Annotated in this window: 16 protein-coding genes; 14 read left to right on the forward strand and 2 right to left on the reverse strand. The window is 42.3% G+C overall.

The genetic code is table 11. The features are described from left to right. The first annotated feature begins 232 nt into the window (after positions 1-232). Positions 233-1,543: an AAA family ATPase gene (locus tag J4856_RS03895; RefSeq protein ID WP_025839888.1), complete on the forward strand. Its 1,311-nt coding sequence runs from the start codon at positions 233-235 to the stop codon at positions 1,541-1,543. A 6-nt stretch (positions 1,544-1,549) separates the two neighbouring features. Further along, complete coding sequence (locus tag J4856_RS03900; RefSeq protein ID WP_081764341.1) at positions 1,550-2,347, forward strand: RloB family protein; 798 nt, start codon at positions 1,550-1,552, stop codon at positions 2,345-2,347. 437 nt (positions 2,348-2,784) lie between these two features. Here the strand turns inward: J4856_RS03900 and J4856_RS03905 are convergent, their stop codons facing one another. Together J4856_RS03905 and J4856_RS03910 are read right to left on the reverse strand one after the other, a co-directional pair. Then, positions 2,785-4,311 (reverse strand): hypothetical protein, encoded by a 1,527-nt coding sequence (locus J4856_RS03905; RefSeq protein ID WP_065367922.1) that lies wholly within the window; start codon positions 4,309-4,311, stop codon positions 2,785-2,787. A 52-nt stretch (positions 4,312-4,363) separates the two neighbouring features. Beyond that, on the reverse strand, positions 4,364-4,588 hold the full coding sequence (locus tag J4856_RS03910; protein WP_025839886.1) for a hypothetical protein: 225 nt from the start codon (positions 4,586-4,588) through the stop codon (positions 4,364-4,366). Positions 4,589-5,056: 468 nt separating this feature from the next. Here J4856_RS03910 and J4856_RS03915 point away from each other — a divergent pair, with 468 nt between their 5' ends. From J4856_RS03915 to J4856_RS03970, 12 genes are all read left to right on the forward strand, one after another. Further along, on the forward strand, positions 5,057-6,673 hold the full coding sequence (locus tag J4856_RS03915; RefSeq protein WP_065367923.1) for an ABC-F family ATP-binding cassette domain-containing protein: 1,617 nt from the start codon (positions 5,057-5,059) through the stop codon (positions 6,671-6,673). Positions 6,674-6,733: 60 nt separating this feature from the next. Beyond that, the gene (locus J4856_RS03920; RefSeq protein ID WP_025839885.1) at positions 6,734-7,312 is read left to right on the forward strand and encodes a nucleotide exchange factor GrpE; all 579 of its coding nucleotides are present in this window, start codon (positions 6,734-6,736) and stop codon (positions 7,310-7,312) included. 7 nt (positions 7,313-7,319) lie between these two features. Further along, a complete protein-coding gene (gene dnaJ / locus J4856_RS03925) occupies positions 7,320-8,477 on the forward strand; it encodes a molecular chaperone DnaJ (RefSeq protein ID WP_025839884.1) in 1,158 nt (385 codons plus the stop codon). A gap of 159 nt (positions 8,478-8,636) precedes the next feature. Next, complete coding sequence (locus J4856_RS03930; protein WP_025839883.1) at positions 8,637-9,929, forward strand: bifunctional folylpolyglutamate synthase/dihydrofolate synthase; 1,293 nt, start codon at positions 8,637-8,639, stop codon at positions 9,927-9,929. A gap of 484 nt (positions 9,930-10,413) precedes the next feature. Further along, a complete protein-coding gene (locus J4856_RS03935) occupies positions 10,414-11,169 on the forward strand; it encodes an Abi family protein (RefSeq protein ID WP_234967226.1) in 756 nt (251 codons plus the stop codon). Positions 11,170-11,512: 343 nt separating this feature from the next. Next, positions 11,513-12,373 carry a leucine-rich repeat domain-containing protein gene (locus J4856_RS03940; RefSeq protein WP_143150344.1) on the forward strand — a complete coding sequence of 287 codons (861 nt, stop codon included), beginning with the start codon at positions 11,513-11,515 and terminating at the stop codon, positions 12,371-12,373. 297 nt (positions 12,374-12,670) lie between these two features. After that, complete coding sequence (gene tnpA, locus J4856_RS03945) at positions 12,671-13,606, forward strand: transposon Tn4555 protein TnpA (protein ID WP_004292844.1); 936 nt, start codon at positions 12,671-12,673, stop codon at positions 13,604-13,606. Positions 13,607-13,747: 141 nt separating this feature from the next. Continuing rightward, entirely contained in the window at positions 13,748-14,866 is a 1,119-nt protein-coding gene (locus tag J4856_RS03950; RefSeq protein ID WP_004338318.1) for a tyrosine-type recombinase/integrase, read from the forward strand. A gap of 247 nt (positions 14,867-15,113) precedes the next feature. Then, entirely contained in the window at positions 15,114-15,971 is an 858-nt protein-coding gene (tnpC, locus tag J4856_RS03955; protein ID WP_004339687.1) for a transposon Tn4555 protein TnpC, read from the forward strand. A 199-nt stretch (positions 15,972-16,170) separates the two neighbouring features. Next, positions 16,171-16,545 (forward strand): excisionase family DNA-binding protein, encoded by a 375-nt coding sequence (locus J4856_RS03960; protein ID WP_004338328.1) that lies wholly within the window; start codon positions 16,171-16,173, stop codon positions 16,543-16,545. A 5-nt stretch (positions 16,546-16,550) separates the two neighbouring features. Further along, the gene (locus J4856_RS03965; RefSeq protein WP_004338330.1) at positions 16,551-17,648 is read left to right on the forward strand and encodes an AAA family ATPase; all 1,098 of its coding nucleotides are present in this window, start codon (positions 16,551-16,553) and stop codon (positions 17,646-17,648) included. Positions 17,649-17,651: 3 nt separating this feature from the next. After that, the gene (locus tag J4856_RS03970) at positions 17,652-18,767 is read left to right on the forward strand and encodes a DUF6371 domain-containing protein (protein WP_004292742.1); all 1,116 of its coding nucleotides are present in this window, start codon (positions 17,652-17,654) and stop codon (positions 18,765-18,767) included. Positions 18,768-18,883 lie beyond the last annotated feature (116 nt).

Genomic DNA, 18,883 nt, shown 5'->3' on the forward strand with positions numbered 1-18,883 from the left:
CCCTGTTTGTCCAAACAGTTTTCTGCAATCGGCTACACACCACGGCAAGTAATGATGATTATCGAGGTGTTGGGTGAGCCGTGAGGTGAATGAGAATTTTGTATGCAGTTAATTTGCGTGAATTTTTCACGGCATATATTTATTTTTTGTATATTTGCACCTATTAAAAATAAAAGATGCATTTAGATGCTATCTGTATTTTATCATTTATGATCATTTAAATTTGTAAGTTATGTTACTCAGAGTAATACTAAAGAATTTCCTGTCTTTTGAAGATGAGGTTCAATTTGATATGTTCCCTAATATGAGAAAGGAGTCTCTCCCCAATCATATTACTATGGCTGCAGGAGTGTTACCAACACTAAGAATGGCTGCTATATATGGTGCCAATGGTGCTGGAAAATCCAATATGCTTAAAGGTGTTGACTTTATCAAGTTATTAGTGACTAATAAAGATTTTTTAAATCAATCTAAAGTTTCAAGATATTTTTATGCGTTAAAGGATGATCCTGCTTCACAACCAATAACTCTGACAATAGAGTTTGTTACAAAAGCAGGAAAAGCATTTATCTATGCTGTTGAAATTGGTGAAGATGGTATTAAATCTGAAATCCTGCAAGAATCTGGACTTGGTGCAAAAGGGAATAAAAATGTCTTTACAAGAGAAGGCGACACTTTGTCTTTTGCAGTAAAACCATCAGATGAGGTGCAACAAATGATTAAAGTATGGCTGAAAAAAAATCCTTTTGCCAGTTTATTGACTATTAATGATGATATGCCTGTTTTATCAGATGAAAACATTGCTATTGCCAAGAATTGGTTTCATGAAGAATTATTACTAATCGGCTTTCATTCGTTCATCCCTAGCTTAATTGAACTTTTTAGAAGAAATAAAGAAATCACTGAGTTTACATCGGCTCTATTCAAGGCTGTTGATTTAGGAATCAATACGGTCAAAGTTCAAACAGAGGATTTTGATGAATGGATTCGCTCCCACGATGAGGCAGAACCGTTAATAGAGAAATTAAACAAAATGCAATCTGGTGGAATATCTCAAATAACAGAGAACAGAATTAGACGAAATATCACCGTTGAAGAAGGGGTTAGAAAGATTAGTCAGATGATGTTTGAACAGTTTGGGAAAAACGGCTTTTCAAAAGATATGGATATTGTGGCACAATCAGATGGAACAGTTCGCTTACTCAATCTTGCTCCTGCTTTTTATGATGCGATGATGGTTGGTAAAACAGTCCTAATTGATGAAATTGAACATAGTATCCATCCACATCTTACAAGAGAATTAGTAAAAATATTTTCTAATAAGGAGACAACTGGTCAGCTGATATTCACTACGCATGAGACATGTTTGTTGGATCAAAAGTTTATTCGTACAGATGAGGTTTGGATGGTTGAGAAAAAGGATGGTAGCACTCACATGTACTCATTAAATGATTTTAAGATTCATAATACCATCAATATTGAAAACGGGTATATGGAAGGACGCTATGGTGCTATTCCCTTTATTGGAGAGCGAAAGATATAATGGCTTATGGACTTTTCAAAGTTTTCATATATAAAAGATGACTCCGAACAGGAGCCAAAAACGTCTATTTGTTATCGAGAAAATGAAGAACAGACTGATGCAGAGGATAGGCAGACAGACGTAGGGGATAGTGAAGCAAACAATGTCATCACAGCTTTCAATGCCTCCCCAAACTACCAAAAAGGGGATAGTTTTCGTGAGCCATCACTTATCTTTATTATCTCAGGTGGAGAAAAAAGAGAACGAGATTTCCTGAAAGAACTTATAAGCGGTAAGAAATCCTCAGTTTTAAGAGCGTTATTTCTTTCAAAAGAGAGGCAAGGACTACTTCCTGATCAAATGCAGAAAGAATGGCAGAAGATTAGAAAGGAGGGTAAATTTATAATTGATGACCAGACTTATTATTTAGAAAAAATAGATGAGGTCTTCTTATTAACTGATGTCGATATTTTTTACGATCAGTTACAGGACATTCTCTCTTCTAAGGCGATGGATGATTCTGGAAGATGGATTATAAGCAATCCCTGCTTTGAGATATGGTTATACTATTGTTATAAAAATGACCCTAATAATGATTTGAATTGTATAACATCATTATCTCCCAATCAACGAAGCAAAATACTAAAACAACGTTGCAACGAAGTTGTAAAAGGAGGACTAAATGGCATTAGGGCTTTCGGGTATATGAACAATGGTATAAAAAATAGCAAAGAACATTACGCTGCGGATAATAATGGCATTCCTGTTCTCTTTGCTACACAAATGCACGAAATGGCACAGTGCATAATAGATAAACTAAAATAGAAATACTTATCATGTAACTTTATAGTGGCTTGTACTTTCAGAGGATGTGTCAAAATGCAAATTAATAACTTGACAACTTTCAAGCTATAAGTACTTTTTTCCTTAAAGCAAAGAAAAGACCATTTCTTTACTCAAAATCGAGTATAGAAATGGTCTTTTAAAATGAATTGTTTCAAACTGTAAGATTATCAAAATGATATTTGCATTTTGGCACACCCTCTGAAAAGCATCTTTTTGAAACCAATTAAGCATCAATTGAAAAACACGAGGTAAAGAAAATAAACAAAGTAGGCAAAGAAACAAAACTTGCCAACGACATCGTACTTCACTAAGTTGTCCGAAGACAGCTCAAGACTGTACGAGCGTTGGCAAGATTATATTTTTAAACCTGCAACTTTAAGAAGGGGACTTCTTAAAGAGAGATATTAAAAAGTTTCTTACTGGAAAGTCATTACATATCTACCTGCATTTGAATTATCCCATGCCAAAGTTATAGTACTACTATCAAACGTTAAATAATAAGCCCAGTTACTATCATCAGCATGACCAGTTGACGTCCAATAGTGTCCACTTGTTCCTAAGCCACTGAAGCTACCCCAAGCGTAGTATCCCAAAGCAGGAAGGAAGAAGTAGCTGCTCTTATATGTAGGAGTACCCTGTTTAACTGTTTTATTGAGTGAGAAGTCATCTTGACGTATATCTCTATTATAAGGGGCTGGAGCTTTATACTCTGATATCTGAGGAATATATGACTTTTTCAGTAGCCACATACCTCCTTTATGAAGATGTCCCATAGATGTCCAAATTTCTTCTCCATCCCAACGTGGGTCACCATTCGAGATATACCATGCCATCTGATTAACATTTGGAAGCATACGACAAGAGTACTTAGCATAATTAACACCAGCTGTTCTATCATTATTATAGAAGTTGTCATTACCATAACCTGAATAAGTTCCATTTGCAAGTACAGGCTGCAAAGGATTTGCTGAATTCCACTCACAGCCATTCCAGAAATTATTGTTTGCATCCCACTGATAATACTGTCTACCATCGTAATCTGTTACGTTGATATCGGCAGCCATATCATAGTAGTCGTTCTTCTCATAGTCGAACGCTGGATAAGTCTTAGTAATAGCACCTTCAACGTTTGTAACATAGTCCTTGATCCAATAACGAACAGTCAAGGCGTGTGTACCTGGACGAATAACAACATAGGCACCATTGGTTTTTACATCTGCTGTGCTGGTATTCAAAGAGAAACCGTTTGCATAAGAACCGCTACCCTTTGTGGTCATAGTGATAGTCTTACCGCTTGCAGAACCTGTCAATTCACCTGTAGTTGTATCAAGTGTGTAAGTACCAGTAAGGTCATTGTCAGATGTCACTTCAATCTTTGTCAGCTGACAATTCTTTACGGCTGTATTGTTTGTAAAAGGCTGAAACACAAGGATAGCAGCCTGATGGTCGAGACGGAAATAAAAAGCGCCATTTCTACCTGTAGCATCTGCTGTACCGCAGTCACCAACCTCACCAATATGAAGAGTGCTGTTAGGCAGTGTCTGGCTCTGTGCTGCAGAGATAGTTACGTTGTTGTTAAGACCATTCTTACCTGGGTAATATACCTTATAAGTAGTGCTATTTGTGTACTTACCAGGAACCTTAAACTTAAAGCTTGGAGTCTTCTCTGTTGGAGCATTGCTACTCTTGTTCCAAGTTCCGTTATCATCCTTTACATAGATATGGTCACCAGCCTCCCAAAAGAAAGCACCATTATCATAGTTGAGTGAGGTACGAGTTTCGGCTGCACCAGTCACAAATGAAGTCAGGTTGCTATTGTTTTCAGTGTTTGTATCTATAGTGCTTTGTGCTACATCTTCATTAGAGCAAGATGCAAACGCCATTACAATGCCACACAATGCTATTAATGAAAGCAGGCGCACCTCAAATGTCTGTTTTCTCATTATTATAAGTTCTTTTATGCTTATTACTTATTTAAATAAAATCCTCTTTTGATTAATCTTCCCACATAGAAGTATGTCCATTGCTTAACGAAGCCTCATCACCAACCTCAAGCCACTCAAGTGCTTGTTTTGCATTATTAGCATTAGGACCTTTCTTGTGATTACCCGGTTTATGCTGACCAGGAAATGAAGTCTCTGCAAGTAAAGTTTCGTTATTGATAACAATAACTTCTGTATAGGGTGTTTGGTAACCCATCTTAATCTTATTCTGTTTCATAACTTATAATGTGAATATGTTACTTAAATATGTTTTTTAATGCTTGTTCTGAGTTTGTTGGATGCCAGAACATTTACACTCACTTTTTAAAAAGTGGGAGTGTAAGGGTCATAAGAATTGGTATTTATTCCTGATTCTGTTATCCTAATTGAAGAACCCATTGCAGTATCACACTGCTCTTTTACCCTAATTATATATTAGGTTGTCGTTAGTCCTTAATTATGTGTATCCCTAAACTACATCCTTTTAGTAATTAATTTTCGGGAGCAAATTTACTGAAATAATTTCAATCTTGCAAGATTCTAAACTAAAACAACACCTTCTTTTTCATCTTTTTCAATACACTTGAACAATGGGAGTTTTATATCAAAAGAACTACGACTCATCTATCTACTTCTTTCTTTGTCGTTTGAAATAAAAATCGTACCTTTGCAGCCAAATTATTATATAATAAGGTATTAGAAAAAGATGATTACACTTTCAAACCTTGCTATCCAATTTGGCAAGAGAGTTCTATACAAGGACGTTAACTTAAAGTTTACACCAGGTAATATTTACGGAGTCATTGGTGCCAATGGTGCTGGTAAATCAACCTTGCTTCGTGCCATTTCTGGCGACTTAGAGCCCAACAAGGGGACAGTAGAGTTAGGCCCAGGAGAACGTCTGTCTGTTTTGGAACAGGACCACTTCAAATATGACGAGTATAAGGTAATGGACACTGTCCTCATGGGACATGAAGCACTCTGGAAGAACATGAAAGAGCGTGAGGAACTTTACGCTAAACCAGAGATGACGGAAGAGGATGGTAATCGTGCTGCCGACTTAGAGTTGAAGTTTGCTGAGATGAATGGATGGGAGGCTGAAAGCAATGCCGCACAGTTGCTCCAGAATCTTGGTGTTAAAGAAGAGTTGCATGAGAAGCAGATGTCACAGCTATCAAACACTGAGAAGGTACGCGTAATGTTGGCTAAGGCTCTCTTTGGTAAGCCAGAGAACTTATTGCTCGATGAGCCTACTAACGACCTTGACCTTGAGACCGTTGAATGGTTAGAGGATTATCTCGGTGAGATTGACGAGCATCAGACAGTATTGGTTGTATCGCACGACCGTCACTTCCTCGACTCAGTCAGCACACAGACAATCGATATCGACTTCGGTAAGGTGACCGTCTTTGCTGGTAACTACTCTTTCTGGTATGAGAGTTCACAGTTGGCTTTACGTCAGGCTCAGAACCAGAAGATGAAGGCTGAGGAGAAGAAGAAGCAATTGGAGGAATTCATACGTCGATTCTCTGCCAATGTGGCTAAGAGTAAGCAGACAACCTCACGTAAGAAGATGTTGGAGCGTCTGAATGTAGAGGAGATTCGTCCATCAAGTCGTAAGTATCCGGGTATCATCTTCTCTATGGAACGTGAACCAGGTAACCAGATTCTTGAGGTTGAGAACTTAAAGGCTGTTGATGAGGACGGAACAGTACTCTTCGATAATGTGAACTTCAATATTGAGAAGGGACAGAAGGTAGTCTTCCTTTCTCGCAACTCAAAGGCTATGACAGCCCTCTTTGAGATTATCAATGACAATCGCAAGCCTGATGGTGGTACTTACAACTGGGGTGTGACAATCACCACAGCCTACCTCCCATTGGACAATACCGAATTTTTCAATAGCGACTTAAACCTTGTTGACTGGTTGTCACAATATGGTCCGGGCAACGAAGTGGCCATGAAGGGCTTCTTGGGTCGTATGTTGTTCAAGCAGGAAGAGGTTGAGAAGAAGGTGAATGTACTCTCTGGAGGTGAGAAGATGCGTTGTATGATTGCACGTATGCAGCTTCAGAATGCCAACTGCTTGATTCTTGATACACCAACCAACCACCTTGACTTGGAGAGTATTCAGGCGTTTAATAACAACCTAATTGGCTTCAAGGGTAATATCCTCTTCAGTTCACACGACCATGAGTTTATTAACACCGTTGCTGATCGTATTATTGAGTTGACTCCAAAGGGTACCATCGACAAGCTGATGAGCTACGATGACTATATCCATGATGAGCAGATTAAGGAGCAAAAAGCAGGAATGTACTAAGATTTTCAAAACATGGCATACAATTTGCATATCTGCCAAAACAAATAGTACAATTTAATTATGAATAAGAAAGAGAAAAAAATAAAAATTGAAGGCGACAATCTGGAGTTGAACAACGAAGAGACTACCCAGAACGACGCTGACACACAGGCTGAAGAGTCAAACGAAGAGGAAGCTTCGACAGAAGACGAACAGGACACTGTATCTTCTGCACAGTCAGAAGTTGAGCAGTGGAAAGACAAGTATATCCGTTTGGTTGCTGAATTTGAGAACTACAAGAAACGTACACTGAAGGAGAAGTCAGAACTGATTCTCAACGGAAGTGAGAAGACTGTAGCTGCTATTCTGCCTATCCTCGACGACTTTGAGCGTGCTATTGCTGACAAGACAGAAGACCCACAGGCGATCAAAGAAGGTTTTGAACTTATCTATAAGAAGTTTTTGAAGACCTTGGAGACACTTGGTGTTAATAAGATTAAAACCGATGATGCCGACTTCAATGTTGATTATCATGAAGCTATAGCAATGGTTCCAGGAATGGGCGATGATAAAAAGGGTAAGGTAATTGATTGCGTTCAGACGGGTTATACACTCAATGACAAGGTGATTCGTCACGCAAAGGTAGCTGTAGGACAATAATAAGAAAATGGCAAGAAGAGATTACTATGAAGTGTTGGGTATCAGCAAAGACGCCTCTGATAACGAAATAAAGATAGCATATAGAAAACTTGCTATAAAATATCATCCTGACCGCAATCCTGGTGATGCTGAAGCTGAGGCTAAATTTAAAGAAGCAGCTGAGGCATACGATGTATTACACGATCCACAGAAACGCCAACAGTACGACCAATTTGGCTTCGATACTCCTGGCAGCTTTGGCGGTGGTAGCCCATTCGGTGCAGGTGGTTTCTCTATGGACGATATCTTCTCTATGTTTGGCGATGTATTCGGCGGACATGGTGGAGGTTTCGGAGGCTTCGGAGGCGGTGGTCAACAGGCACCTAAATATCGCGGAACAGACCTTCGTTTAAAGGTTCGTCTATCATTACAAGAGGTTGCTACGGGCGTTACCAAGAAGTTCAAGGTACGCAAGGACGTAACTTGCGAACATTGTCATGGCTCTGGTGCGGAGAATGGTAGCGATACCGAAACCTGCCAGAACTGTCATGGTTCGGGTGTTGAAATCCGTACACAGCAGAGTATCTTTGGTATGATGCAGACCCAGACTACCTGTCATGTATGTAATGGTGAGGGTACTATCATTAAAAACAAATGTACCCACTGTCATGGCGAAGGTGTTGTAAAGGGCGAAGAAGTTGTTGAAATCAACATACCAGCGGGTGTTGCTGAGGGTATGGTGGTCAATGTTCCGGGCAAGGGTAATGCTGGTAGACACAATGGTGTGGCTGGTAATATCCAAGTATATATCGAGGAGGAACCTAACGACACCTTCATTCGTGACGGACAGAACATTATCTATAACCTCCTACTCGACTTCCCAACAGCTGCTTTAGGTGGTCAGGTTGACATCCCAACTATCGATGGCAGTAATGTAAAGATTAAGATTGAACCAGGAACACAGCCTGGTAAGACGCTTCGTTTACGCGGTAAGGGACTCCCAGCCGTACAAGGCTATGGCAGCGGTATTGGCGACTTAGTGGTTCACGTTAGTATTTACGTTCCAAAGGAGCTGACGAAAGAAGAGAAGAAAATGATAGAAGGCATGCGTAAAAGCGATAACTTCCAAGGCGATAAAAAGACCAAATGCTCTATCTTCGAAAACTTTAAGAAGCTCTTTGAGTGAGTTTGCTAACGAGTTAGACGAGTTGACAAGTAAACGAGTTTTTAATAAGCAATGAGCTTAAAAACAGAATTGAAATAATGATTATATGCCCCATTTGCCTTCATTGGCTAATGGGGCTAAGTCATTTCCTTACATTCCATCACCACCCAACACCCAACTATGACTTACCAAGAAACAGTAGAATATCTATTCAACAGCACCCCCGTCTTCGAACATGTCGGGGCATCAGCCTATAAAGAAGGACTGGAGACGACAAAGGCATTAGATGAACACTTTGATCATCCGCATACCCACTTCCTTTCTATTCATGTTGCAGGAACCAACGGAAAAGGTTCATGCTCCCACACGTTGGCAGCTATCCTCCAAGCTGAAGGATATAAGGTCGGACTCTATACCAGTCCGCACCTCGTTGACTTCCGCGAACGTATCAGAGTAAATGGAGAAATGATATCTGAACAGGAGGTGATTGACTTTGTTGAACAAGAACGCAACTTCTTTGAGCCACTGCACCCTTCTTTCTTTGAACTCACAACAGCCTTAGCTTTCAAGCACTTTGCTGAGCAGAAGGTTGATATTGCCATTATTGAAGTGGGCTTAGGTGGTAGACTCGATTGTACAAACATCATCACTCCTATCTTATCGATTATCACCAATATATCACTCGACCACACCCAGTTCCTCGGTAATACACTCGGAGCAATCGCAGCAGAGAAGGCTGGTATTATCAAACATCGTGTACCGGTCGTTATTGGTGAGTCTGTCCCTGAAACACAGATTGTTTTCAAGGCAAAAGCACAGAAAGAGGATGCCCTCATTGTCTTTGCTGAAGACATCCCTGCAATACTTTCTTCTCACCCGAACCCTGATGGTGGTATCGCTTATCAGACTCGTTTCTTTGGTGATATTGTGGGCGAATTGGGTGGTAGTTACCAAGAGAAGAACGCCAACACAGTACTCACTGCCGTCATGCAACTGTATAATAAAGGTGTCATCAAGAACGCAGAGAGTATTGCTAAAGGCTTTGCCAATGTTTGCGAACTGACCGGACTGATGGGTAGATGGCAGAAACTACAGGCTAACCCGTTGGTCATCTGCGACACAGGACACAACGTTGGTGGATGGACCTACCTCTCCCAACAAATCAAACGTCAACAATGTAAGCAGAAGCGCATTGTCTTTGGTATGGTGGATGATAAAGACCTTCACGCAGTCATGTCTATGCTCCCCGATGATGCCATTTACTATTGGACACAACCGAGTACGCATCGTGCCTTCCCAGCAGAGAAGGTTGCCGCAACAGCCAACGACTACGACCTACACGGAAACATCTTCCCAACCGTCCTTGAAGCCTACCAAGCCGCCCTTCATGATGCCGCCCAATCCGACTTCATCTTCGTTGGTGGCTCCAGCTATGTGGTTGCCGACTTACTGACAGGCTTACAAAAGAAGTAGCAAAAGTCCCTTCTCCATTAACCCCATATCACTACATAAAGTTTAATTTTCGTTTCCTGTCACTTTTAACACTTCTTCCTATGTGCTTATACTCAATATATTATAGGCATTTAAGTGATGACAGAAGTGACAGGAAAATTGATTTTCATAATTTCACGACCATCTCTGCAAGTTCCAAAACGAAGTGCAATAAAAGAAATCCACTTTTGCGTGATTTTTCTTACTAAAAAGTTTGTATTATCAATAATTATTCGTATCTTTGCTGAGTCAGTCCTCGCCAAGCCTCTTAACAATGCTCAAATCGTGCGAGGCGTTTTTTGTTTATACACATTTGAATATAGTGAATCTTATTCCCTTTACAAAACGATTTGAATCTTCAGAAAATCTCGTTGATTTGCTTGAATCTCGAGGTTTACAAATTTGTGATAGAAACAAAGCCATACAATACCTTGATAACATTGGTTATTACAGATTGTCTGCTTATATGTATCCTTTGTTGAAAATGCCCAAAACAGCACATTTGTACAAGAAAGGTTCATCCTTCAAGAAGGTGATGATGCTTTATCGCTTTGACAAGAAACTAAGACTGCTCATGTTTAATGAGATAGAAAAGATTGAAATTGCTATCAGACGTGCGGTGATGCAAATAACAGCAGATATGACAGGCAATCCTTTTTGGCTGACAGACTTTTCTTATTTCTTAGATGGTTTCAAATTTAATGAAACAATGCGAGCTATATCCAAGGAATATAGTAAATCTAAGGAAGAGTTCATTCTTCATTTCAAACGAACCTACTCAGAACCTTATCCACCATCGTGGATTTTAGGAGAACTGCTTACTGTTGGAAACGTCAATGCCATTTATCGTAACATCAAACAAAATCGCATACGCAAACGCATAGCAAAACGTTTTGGTTTACCTATAAATGTGTTTGAGTCATGGCTCACGGTTATTGCTGTTACTCGAAATGCCTGTGGTCATCATTCAAGAGTATGGAACAAGAAAAATGCCATTCAGCCAGCAATTCCCATTAGTCCCGCAGGAGAATGGATAACGCTTCCAACAGATTCTATGCGTGCTTACTTTGACCTCTGCATCATCAAATACTTTCTTAATGTTATATCCCCAAATAATGATATGCAATCCAAACTAACATGGTTATTCATTCGGTTTCCCGAAATTGACTTAAAAGCTCTCGGCTTTCCGCAGGGGTGGAAAACGGAACCATTATGGAGGTAATAACATTTGGAATGACTACTGATTATTCACTCCATTACATGATCTTCTTTGTTTCCGTTTTATCATATTATGGGGAGGGCGGTTCAAACGACCCCATCCAGTCCATATTTATGTAATTTTTGATGTGACCGAAAGTTAAATATATTAAATCTCACACTTTTCGTAGCACTAAGATAGGTGAAGTTTCTGACATATCCAAGTGTTTTAAGAACGTTGTTTTTCAGGCACTTGAAGTTCTTACAAGAATTTATACTGCGAAATTAAGGTTTATAATATTTTTTATTTATCTTTGCATTTGAACTTCCGTAAATCAAAAAAGTATTATTTATATAAAAATACTAACATGAAACAAATCTACATCTTGTTAATAGCCCTACTCATGGGCTTATCAGCTAAAGCAGAAAGCTCTGGTACTTGTGGACCTAATCTAAAATGGCACCTTACTGATGATGGAGTTTTGACCATTTCAGGAAAAGGGGAAATGTATGATTATTCAGTTCCATACAACAGTGCACCATGGAGATACTTTGGTGTTAAACGAATTATAGTAGGTGATAGTGTTACGACAATTGGAGAGTATGCTTTTAGCTATTGCAGTTCTCTAACCTCTATAACCATTCCCAATAGTGTTACGACAATTAAGGAATATGCTTTCAGCAATTGTAGTTCTCTAACTTCTGTAACCATTCCCAATAGTGTTACAACAATTGGCGACAATGCTTTCAACGGTTGTAACTCTCTAACTTCTGTAACCATTCCCAATAGTGTTACGACAATAGGAGGTTGGGCTTTCAACGGTTGTAGCTCTCTAACTTCTGTAACCATTCCCAATAGTGTTACGACAATTAGAGAGTATACTTTCGACAATTGCAGCTCTCTAACTTCTGTAACCATTCCCAATAGTGTTACGACAATAGGAGGTTGGGCTTTCAGCGGTTGTGGCTCTCTAACTTCTGTAACCATTCCCAATAGTGTTACGACAATAGGAGGTTGGGCTTTCAGCATTTGTAGCTCTCTAACCTCTGTAACCATTCCAAATAGTGTTACTACAATTGGCGATAATGCTTTCATCGGTTGTAGCTCTCTAACTTCTGTAACCATTCCCAATAGTGTTACGAGAATAGGTAGCGAAGCTTTTCGTAATTGTATTTATAACCATAGAACAACCAAAACTAATCAGAAATATCCGAGTGTAAATCTTTAATTACCAGCATATTCTAAAATTTAACACTTTTCGGTTGCCATTTGTCGCTTCCCAAATTTCCACATATTTTTGAGACGTATTTCTGACGTGGAGAATTTGCGGGGCTTGTTTTTTGTCACACCGTGCAGACAGTTGACAAGGGTTTACAACCGTTTACGACAAGCGACAATAACCGCCCCGATATGCGGAAACAGTCACACTGTGTAGAAAAGCGACAATGGTTGACTTCCGTTCACATCCGTTTACCATTTCAGAGATATAGGATTGAAGAAATGAACCATTAAACGATAAAACGGTATGAAAGCAACCAGAAAATGCAGTTTTTGCGGCAAGTCCTTTGTAACCCGAAGCGGTATGCAAAGATATTGCAGTGAGGCTTGTCAGGCAGAAGCCAAACGAGCCAGAGTGATGCAGAAGAACAACCTCTTCAAAGTCGCCCAACCCTTGATGGAGATACAGCATCAGGAGTATCTCACCTTTTCCAAAGCAGCCATCCTCATGGGCTGTTCCCGACAGTACATTTACAAACTTGTAGCCATCGGCAAGCTGAAAGCCTCACGCATCAGCAACCGCATGGCATTCATCCGCAGAGCCGACATCGAGCAGATGTTGGAGGGCAATCCCTATCACCGCATCCTGCCCGGCAACACCTCCACACCAAGGAAATCATCTTCATCTTCCTTACCTGCCAAAAGAGAAAAAAGGGAAAAGGAAAGCGAAGAAGTGTTGGACTTCTATTCGGGCGAGGAGGTGATGTCCCTTTTTAAGGTAAAGCAGTCATGGCTTTACACTTCCGCCAAGCGTAACCATATCCCCATCTGCCGTATCGCAGGAAAGAACTATTACAGCAAGAAGCATATTGACGAGTTTTTCGGTGTGGCAGTTGATATTAGCGAAATTACCGACTGGCTACTGACCGAGGAGGTGGAGGAACTGTTCGGCATGAAGCCGACCGCACTCCGTGCCTACACCTATCGCCATAAGATACCCACTAAAAGAGAGTACGGGCGTACCTATTACTCCAAATCACATTTGAACGAACTCCGCAGAACTGACCTTGTGAACGATGAACGCTACTATACCGTTGAGCAGGTGCAGCAAATCTATGGTCTTTCGTCAGCCAACATCTGCCATATCGTCAAGGTGAAGCACATCGAAAAGATAAAGGTGGGTGTGAAAAACCTGCTTTTGCGCTCAGATGTGGAGCGTGTCATGGCTGAAAGGAACAAATAACCGTGAAAAATCGGGATTATCGAAAATTATTTCAAAATGATGTATCGTGGAGGTATTCACGGATATTTCACGTTGTTCCTTTGCCATCGGAAACATGGATACAACTCCAAAATGTATACAACCAATTAAAACATAATTATTATGAGTAAATGCAAAACAGTTACCTTGCGTAAGCGCAAGATTAAGAACGGGACACAGTATTCACTATGCCTTGACTACTATCCCGGCTACCGTGACAATGTCACCATGAGAGTGATTACACGTGAAGCCTTAGGAATTTACATCTTCGCCAAACCTGCAAACCAGCAGGAACGGGACTTCAACGCACGCATGATGAAGAAAGCGGTCATCCTGCGCAACCAGCGCTACGAAGCCATTTTCAATGAAAACAACGGCTTTTTTGACAAGACCAAGATGAAGGGCGATTTCCTTGCCTATTTCAAAGGACTGGCTGACCGCAAGAATATCAAGTGGCAGCACGTATACAAGCATTTCCAGCGGTTCGTGAACGGCAAATGCACCTTTGAGGAGGTGGATGTGGATTTGTGCCGCAAGTTCATGGAATACCTGCTTGATGCACCCCAATCCATCCACACCAACCAAAAGCTGCACATCAACTCCGCAGCAGGCTATTGGTCAACTTTCCGTGCCGTGCTGCACACCGCCTACCGTGACAGGAAGATAAAGGAGAACCCAAACGGCTTCTTAGACCGCATCGAGTGCATTCCCACCATCAGGGAGCATTTGAGCCAAGAGGAACTGATACGGCTTGCCGAAACACCCTGTGAGGAGGAGGTCTTGAAAAAAGCTTTTCTTTTCGCCTGTCTTACGGGACTGAGAAAGAGCGACATCAGACAGCTCACGTGGCAGCAGATACAACCATACACCAACGGCAGGATGTTCGTTACCACCCGTATGCAGAAAACCAAAGAAATAGTGCATAACCCCATCAGTGATGAAGCCTATGGACTGCTGGGAGAACGGGGCGAGGGACTTATCTTTGAGGATTTCAAGGACAAGATGCTGCAAGGACCACTCCAACGGTGGCTCACGGCAGCAGGGATAACCAAGAAAATCACCTTTCACTGTACCCGCCACAGCTTCGGAAGCCTGCACGTGGAAATGGGAACGGACATGGCTGTCATCCAAGCCTATCTCGGACATAAGAACATTACCACCACACAAATCTATTCCAAGATAGCAGCGCAGCAGATGTGTCAGGTGGTGGACAAGATAACCTTGAAGCGCAAGGAGGCATAAATGTCTCACATTGACAGGTATTCAGAGGGGCGGTTATGGCTACAAGGCTATAATCGCCCCTCTATGTTTTTGGCTTGATGCCACCATTTATAAGCCCCTCAGAGTATGAAACAGAGTATGATATGATGACATTTCGTGAAATACATTGAAAAAGACCGTTCTAACCGCAAATAACGGGCAGTAATTGGGAAAAATAGCATTAACTTTGCACAAAATAATACAGGAACATTCAATCTCTCAACGAAATATGGAATCATCAATCAAGGACAAATACATCATCTTGGGCTTTGTCGGCTTCGCCATCGTCCTAATATCTTCCATTGCCACGCTGGTAATAGCGGACAGCTTCAACCAAGACAACTTTGTCAGGTGGATAGTATTCGTATGCTGTAACCTGTTGGGATGGTTGCTCTATCTCTCCTTTCAGACACTTATCTTTGATACATACGAAATCTACAAAATCAAGTTCGGCAAGAAAGAAACGATTGCCGAAGCCATAGAGGTGCAGGAAGAACTGTCACAAAATACACTTGAAGAAGCCACATCTGTGCCTGGACCTACATCAGTCCCTGAGCCTGTACCCGAATCATCCCCGACAAAAGAAGAGACACTTATCCAAACACAACCGATAGAGCTTACTATCGCCCCGGATCTTCACGAAAAGAACCGTGCCAATTACGCAAGCAGAGAGCAACGGGAAAAGGAAGAGCGCATCCGCATGGTCATGGAGTATTGCCATTATTACCTGCCTCGCATTGCCGACCAAGAAACCGTGAACCACATCTGTACTGAGGTGGACAAATGGATGAATCTTAACACTTATACCCCGAAGCCCATACAAAGACCGTTTACCAAAGACATCAACAACATTCCACTCCGTCACTTCGTATGGAATATCTCTGAGCGTTTCCTGTACAAGAGATACTACAATGGGGATAACCGTGCCAAGTTCATCAAAGCCCTTTTCCCGAAATCGTTTGCTGATACAGACTTATCAACCATCAAGAATTTCAAGGTAGAGCCGTTAAAGACGGAAATTCCCATTGATGAACCCGAAAACGGCAAACTTGATTTCCACTATCCCGAGGATTATGTGCGGAATTAGGATAATCACGACACCAACGACAACCATCCGGTAACTCATAACCGCCTGTTTTACATCGTTTCCCGAGTAATTTTACCCGTCATTTATGGCTGGGCTTAATTATTCGGGAATTATTTTGCAATGACGTGTCGTGGAGATATTCACGGATATATCATTTCAGTCCTTTGCGCCAAGTCTTACAAAAGAGACGAGTACGCGAATGGAAAAATCAATTCTTACCTTCAACGACCTCCCCGAGGTTGTCGCTCAGCTTCGAGACGAAGTGATGAGCCTGAAAAGCCTGCTCGCCGAGCAGCGCAGTGTGAACAATGCCAAAACGGTGGACACCCACGTGCCCATGTCTGTGGACGAGGCAGCAGAGTATTTAGGTATCCCTAAGGGTACGCTCTACATGAAACTGTCAGAAGGGACAATCCCTGCCACCAAGCCCGGCAAACGCTATTGCCTTTACCGTGACGAACTGGACAAGTGGCTGGAAACCGCCCGAAAGAATCCCATACCGTTGTCAGACGAGGAACTGAACAAGTCCTTATCCTCTTCCCACCGTCGCAAGCCCAACCCACGTAACTGGTGAATGATATGGAAGAGGATAAGAACTATATCAACCTGATACGTGGCGACCTCACAAAAGCATCCCAAGCGCATAACGGTATGCCCGACAGTGTAGGCATGATGAATATCAAGACGGCAAACCAAACCATTCTTGAAGCATCGTTATTGCCTACGCCCCGTGCGCTGTGGGACAGCTTTTGGTACGAGGGGGAACTCTCCTGCTTGTTTGCCGATTCCAACGTGGGCAAGTCCATCCTTGCCGTGCAGATAGCCGACCGCATCGCCCGAACCGACAATGTGCTGTATCTGGACTTTGAACTGTCCGAAAAGCAGTTCCAGCTCCGCTATACCAACGAGCATGGAGAGCTCTACACCTTTCCCGACAAAATCTATCGGGTGTCTATTGACTGCAACCAGCTTTTGGATGCCAACTTTGAGGAAGCTATCATAGGCGGCATTGAACAGATGGCTGTGCAGACCGACTGCAAGATTTTCATCATTGACAATCTTACCTACCTGTGTTGCGCCATGGAGAAAGGCGATGCCGCAGGACGGCTGATGATTCAGCTGAACAATCTCAAAAAGAGATATGCGCTCTCTATCCTTGTCCTGGCACATACGCCCAAACGCTCTTTGGATTGTCCCATCACATCCAACGACCTTGCCGGAAGCAAACGGCTCTACAATTTCTTTGACAGCGTGTTCACCATTGGAAAAAGTGCCCAAGACGGAGGGCTTCGCTATGTGAAGCAGCTTAAAGTGCGCTATGGCACGTTCTCTCATGATGCGGATAATGTAATCGTTTACGAGATTGACAAGGTGGATGCTTTCTTGCAGTTCGTGTTCAGGGGCTATTCCACGGAAAAGGAACACTTGAAAAAATTGGGCGACAATGAATCAAGCCAAAGGGATTGCCAAATTCTGCAACTCTCCCAATCGGGCAAGTCCGTCAGGGAGATAGCCTCACAGGTGAATTGTGGCAAGTCCACCGTAAACCGTATCATCCAGCGCAGCAAAGAGAGTAAAAACGCAGGTGTCCCAAGTGTCCCACTGTCCCAACCCTTAGAGTGTGGGACAATGGGACAGGATGGGACAGCCGACAATCAACCATCAAAAACGGACTAAGCTATGGGCAATTATTCATTACAGAAGTATAAAGGAACGGCAACACGGCATACCTGCCCCAAATGCGGAGACAGGCATTCTTTCGTCTATTACGTGGACGAAAATAATGTGCCGTTGCATCCATCGGTCGGCAGATGTAACCACGAAAGCGGTTGTGGGTATCACTACACTCCGAAAGAGTATTTTCAAGAGCATCCTGAACACAGAACTACCAATGATTTCTCTTTTGACAGGCAAAGAGCAGAGCAGAAGAAAGTGAAGCAGCAAAGTAAGCCGACAGCCATCGGCTATATTCCCCCTCACTATGTGGAGAAGTCGCAAAGCGAGCGTAGCAATTTCTTCCGTTTCCTCTTCACACTCCTTACTTCCTACTATGGCGACAAGGCGAAAGAGGTGTTGAAGCGGTTGTTGGAGGAATACCGTTTGGGGGCTACCCGTGACGGCTCTGTTATCTTTTGGCAGATAGACAGGACGGGCAAGGTACGCACGGGAAAGGTGATGCAGTACAATCCCGAAGACGGACACCGTATCAAGGGAGGACAGACATCGGCAGTGAACTGGATACACAGCATATTGAAAAAGCAGCGTGTGTTGGCAGAGGATTGGCAACTATCCCAATGCCTTTTCGGGGAACACTTGTTGAAAACGCATCCCGACAAGGTGGTGGTCTTGGTGGAATCCGAGAAGAGTGCCGTTATCGGTTCTGCTATCTTCCCCGATTATGTATGGCTGGCTACGGGTGGTAAGAGTCAGATGAGAGAAGAGAAACTCCGTGTACTGTCAGGGCGAACCGTGCTTCTCTTTCCCGATGCCGATGCTTATGCCGAGTGGAAACAGCGAGCCGAGAGCATGTACTTTTGTAAGGTGGTGGTTTCGGACATCATCGAAAGGAATGCCACCCCGAAACAAAAAGAAGCCCATATCGACATAGCCGATTGGATTATCTTTCAGATACGGGAGGGCAAGGTGATGAGTACAGCCAACCACTTGGTCGAGGCTGAGAGAATCCTCCAGCGGATGATAGAGAAGAATCCCGTCCTGCAAAAACTGATAGACGATTTAGACCTTGTGCTGGTCGGTGCATCTCCAATCGGCAACGATGATGAAAAACCTCCCTGACGGAGGAGAGCGGAAGCCGTAGGCTGGAGTTTGCAGACAATGGCTTGCCATTGATATAGCCCACTATAACTACACGCTCCGCTTACGTAGTTGTGGGCTCTCCCGAGGGGATTAGG

Source organism: Prevotella scopos JCM 17725 (assembly GCF_018127785.1).
Lineage (GTDB): Bacteria > Bacteroidota > Bacteroidia > Bacteroidales > Bacteroidaceae > Prevotella > Prevotella scopos.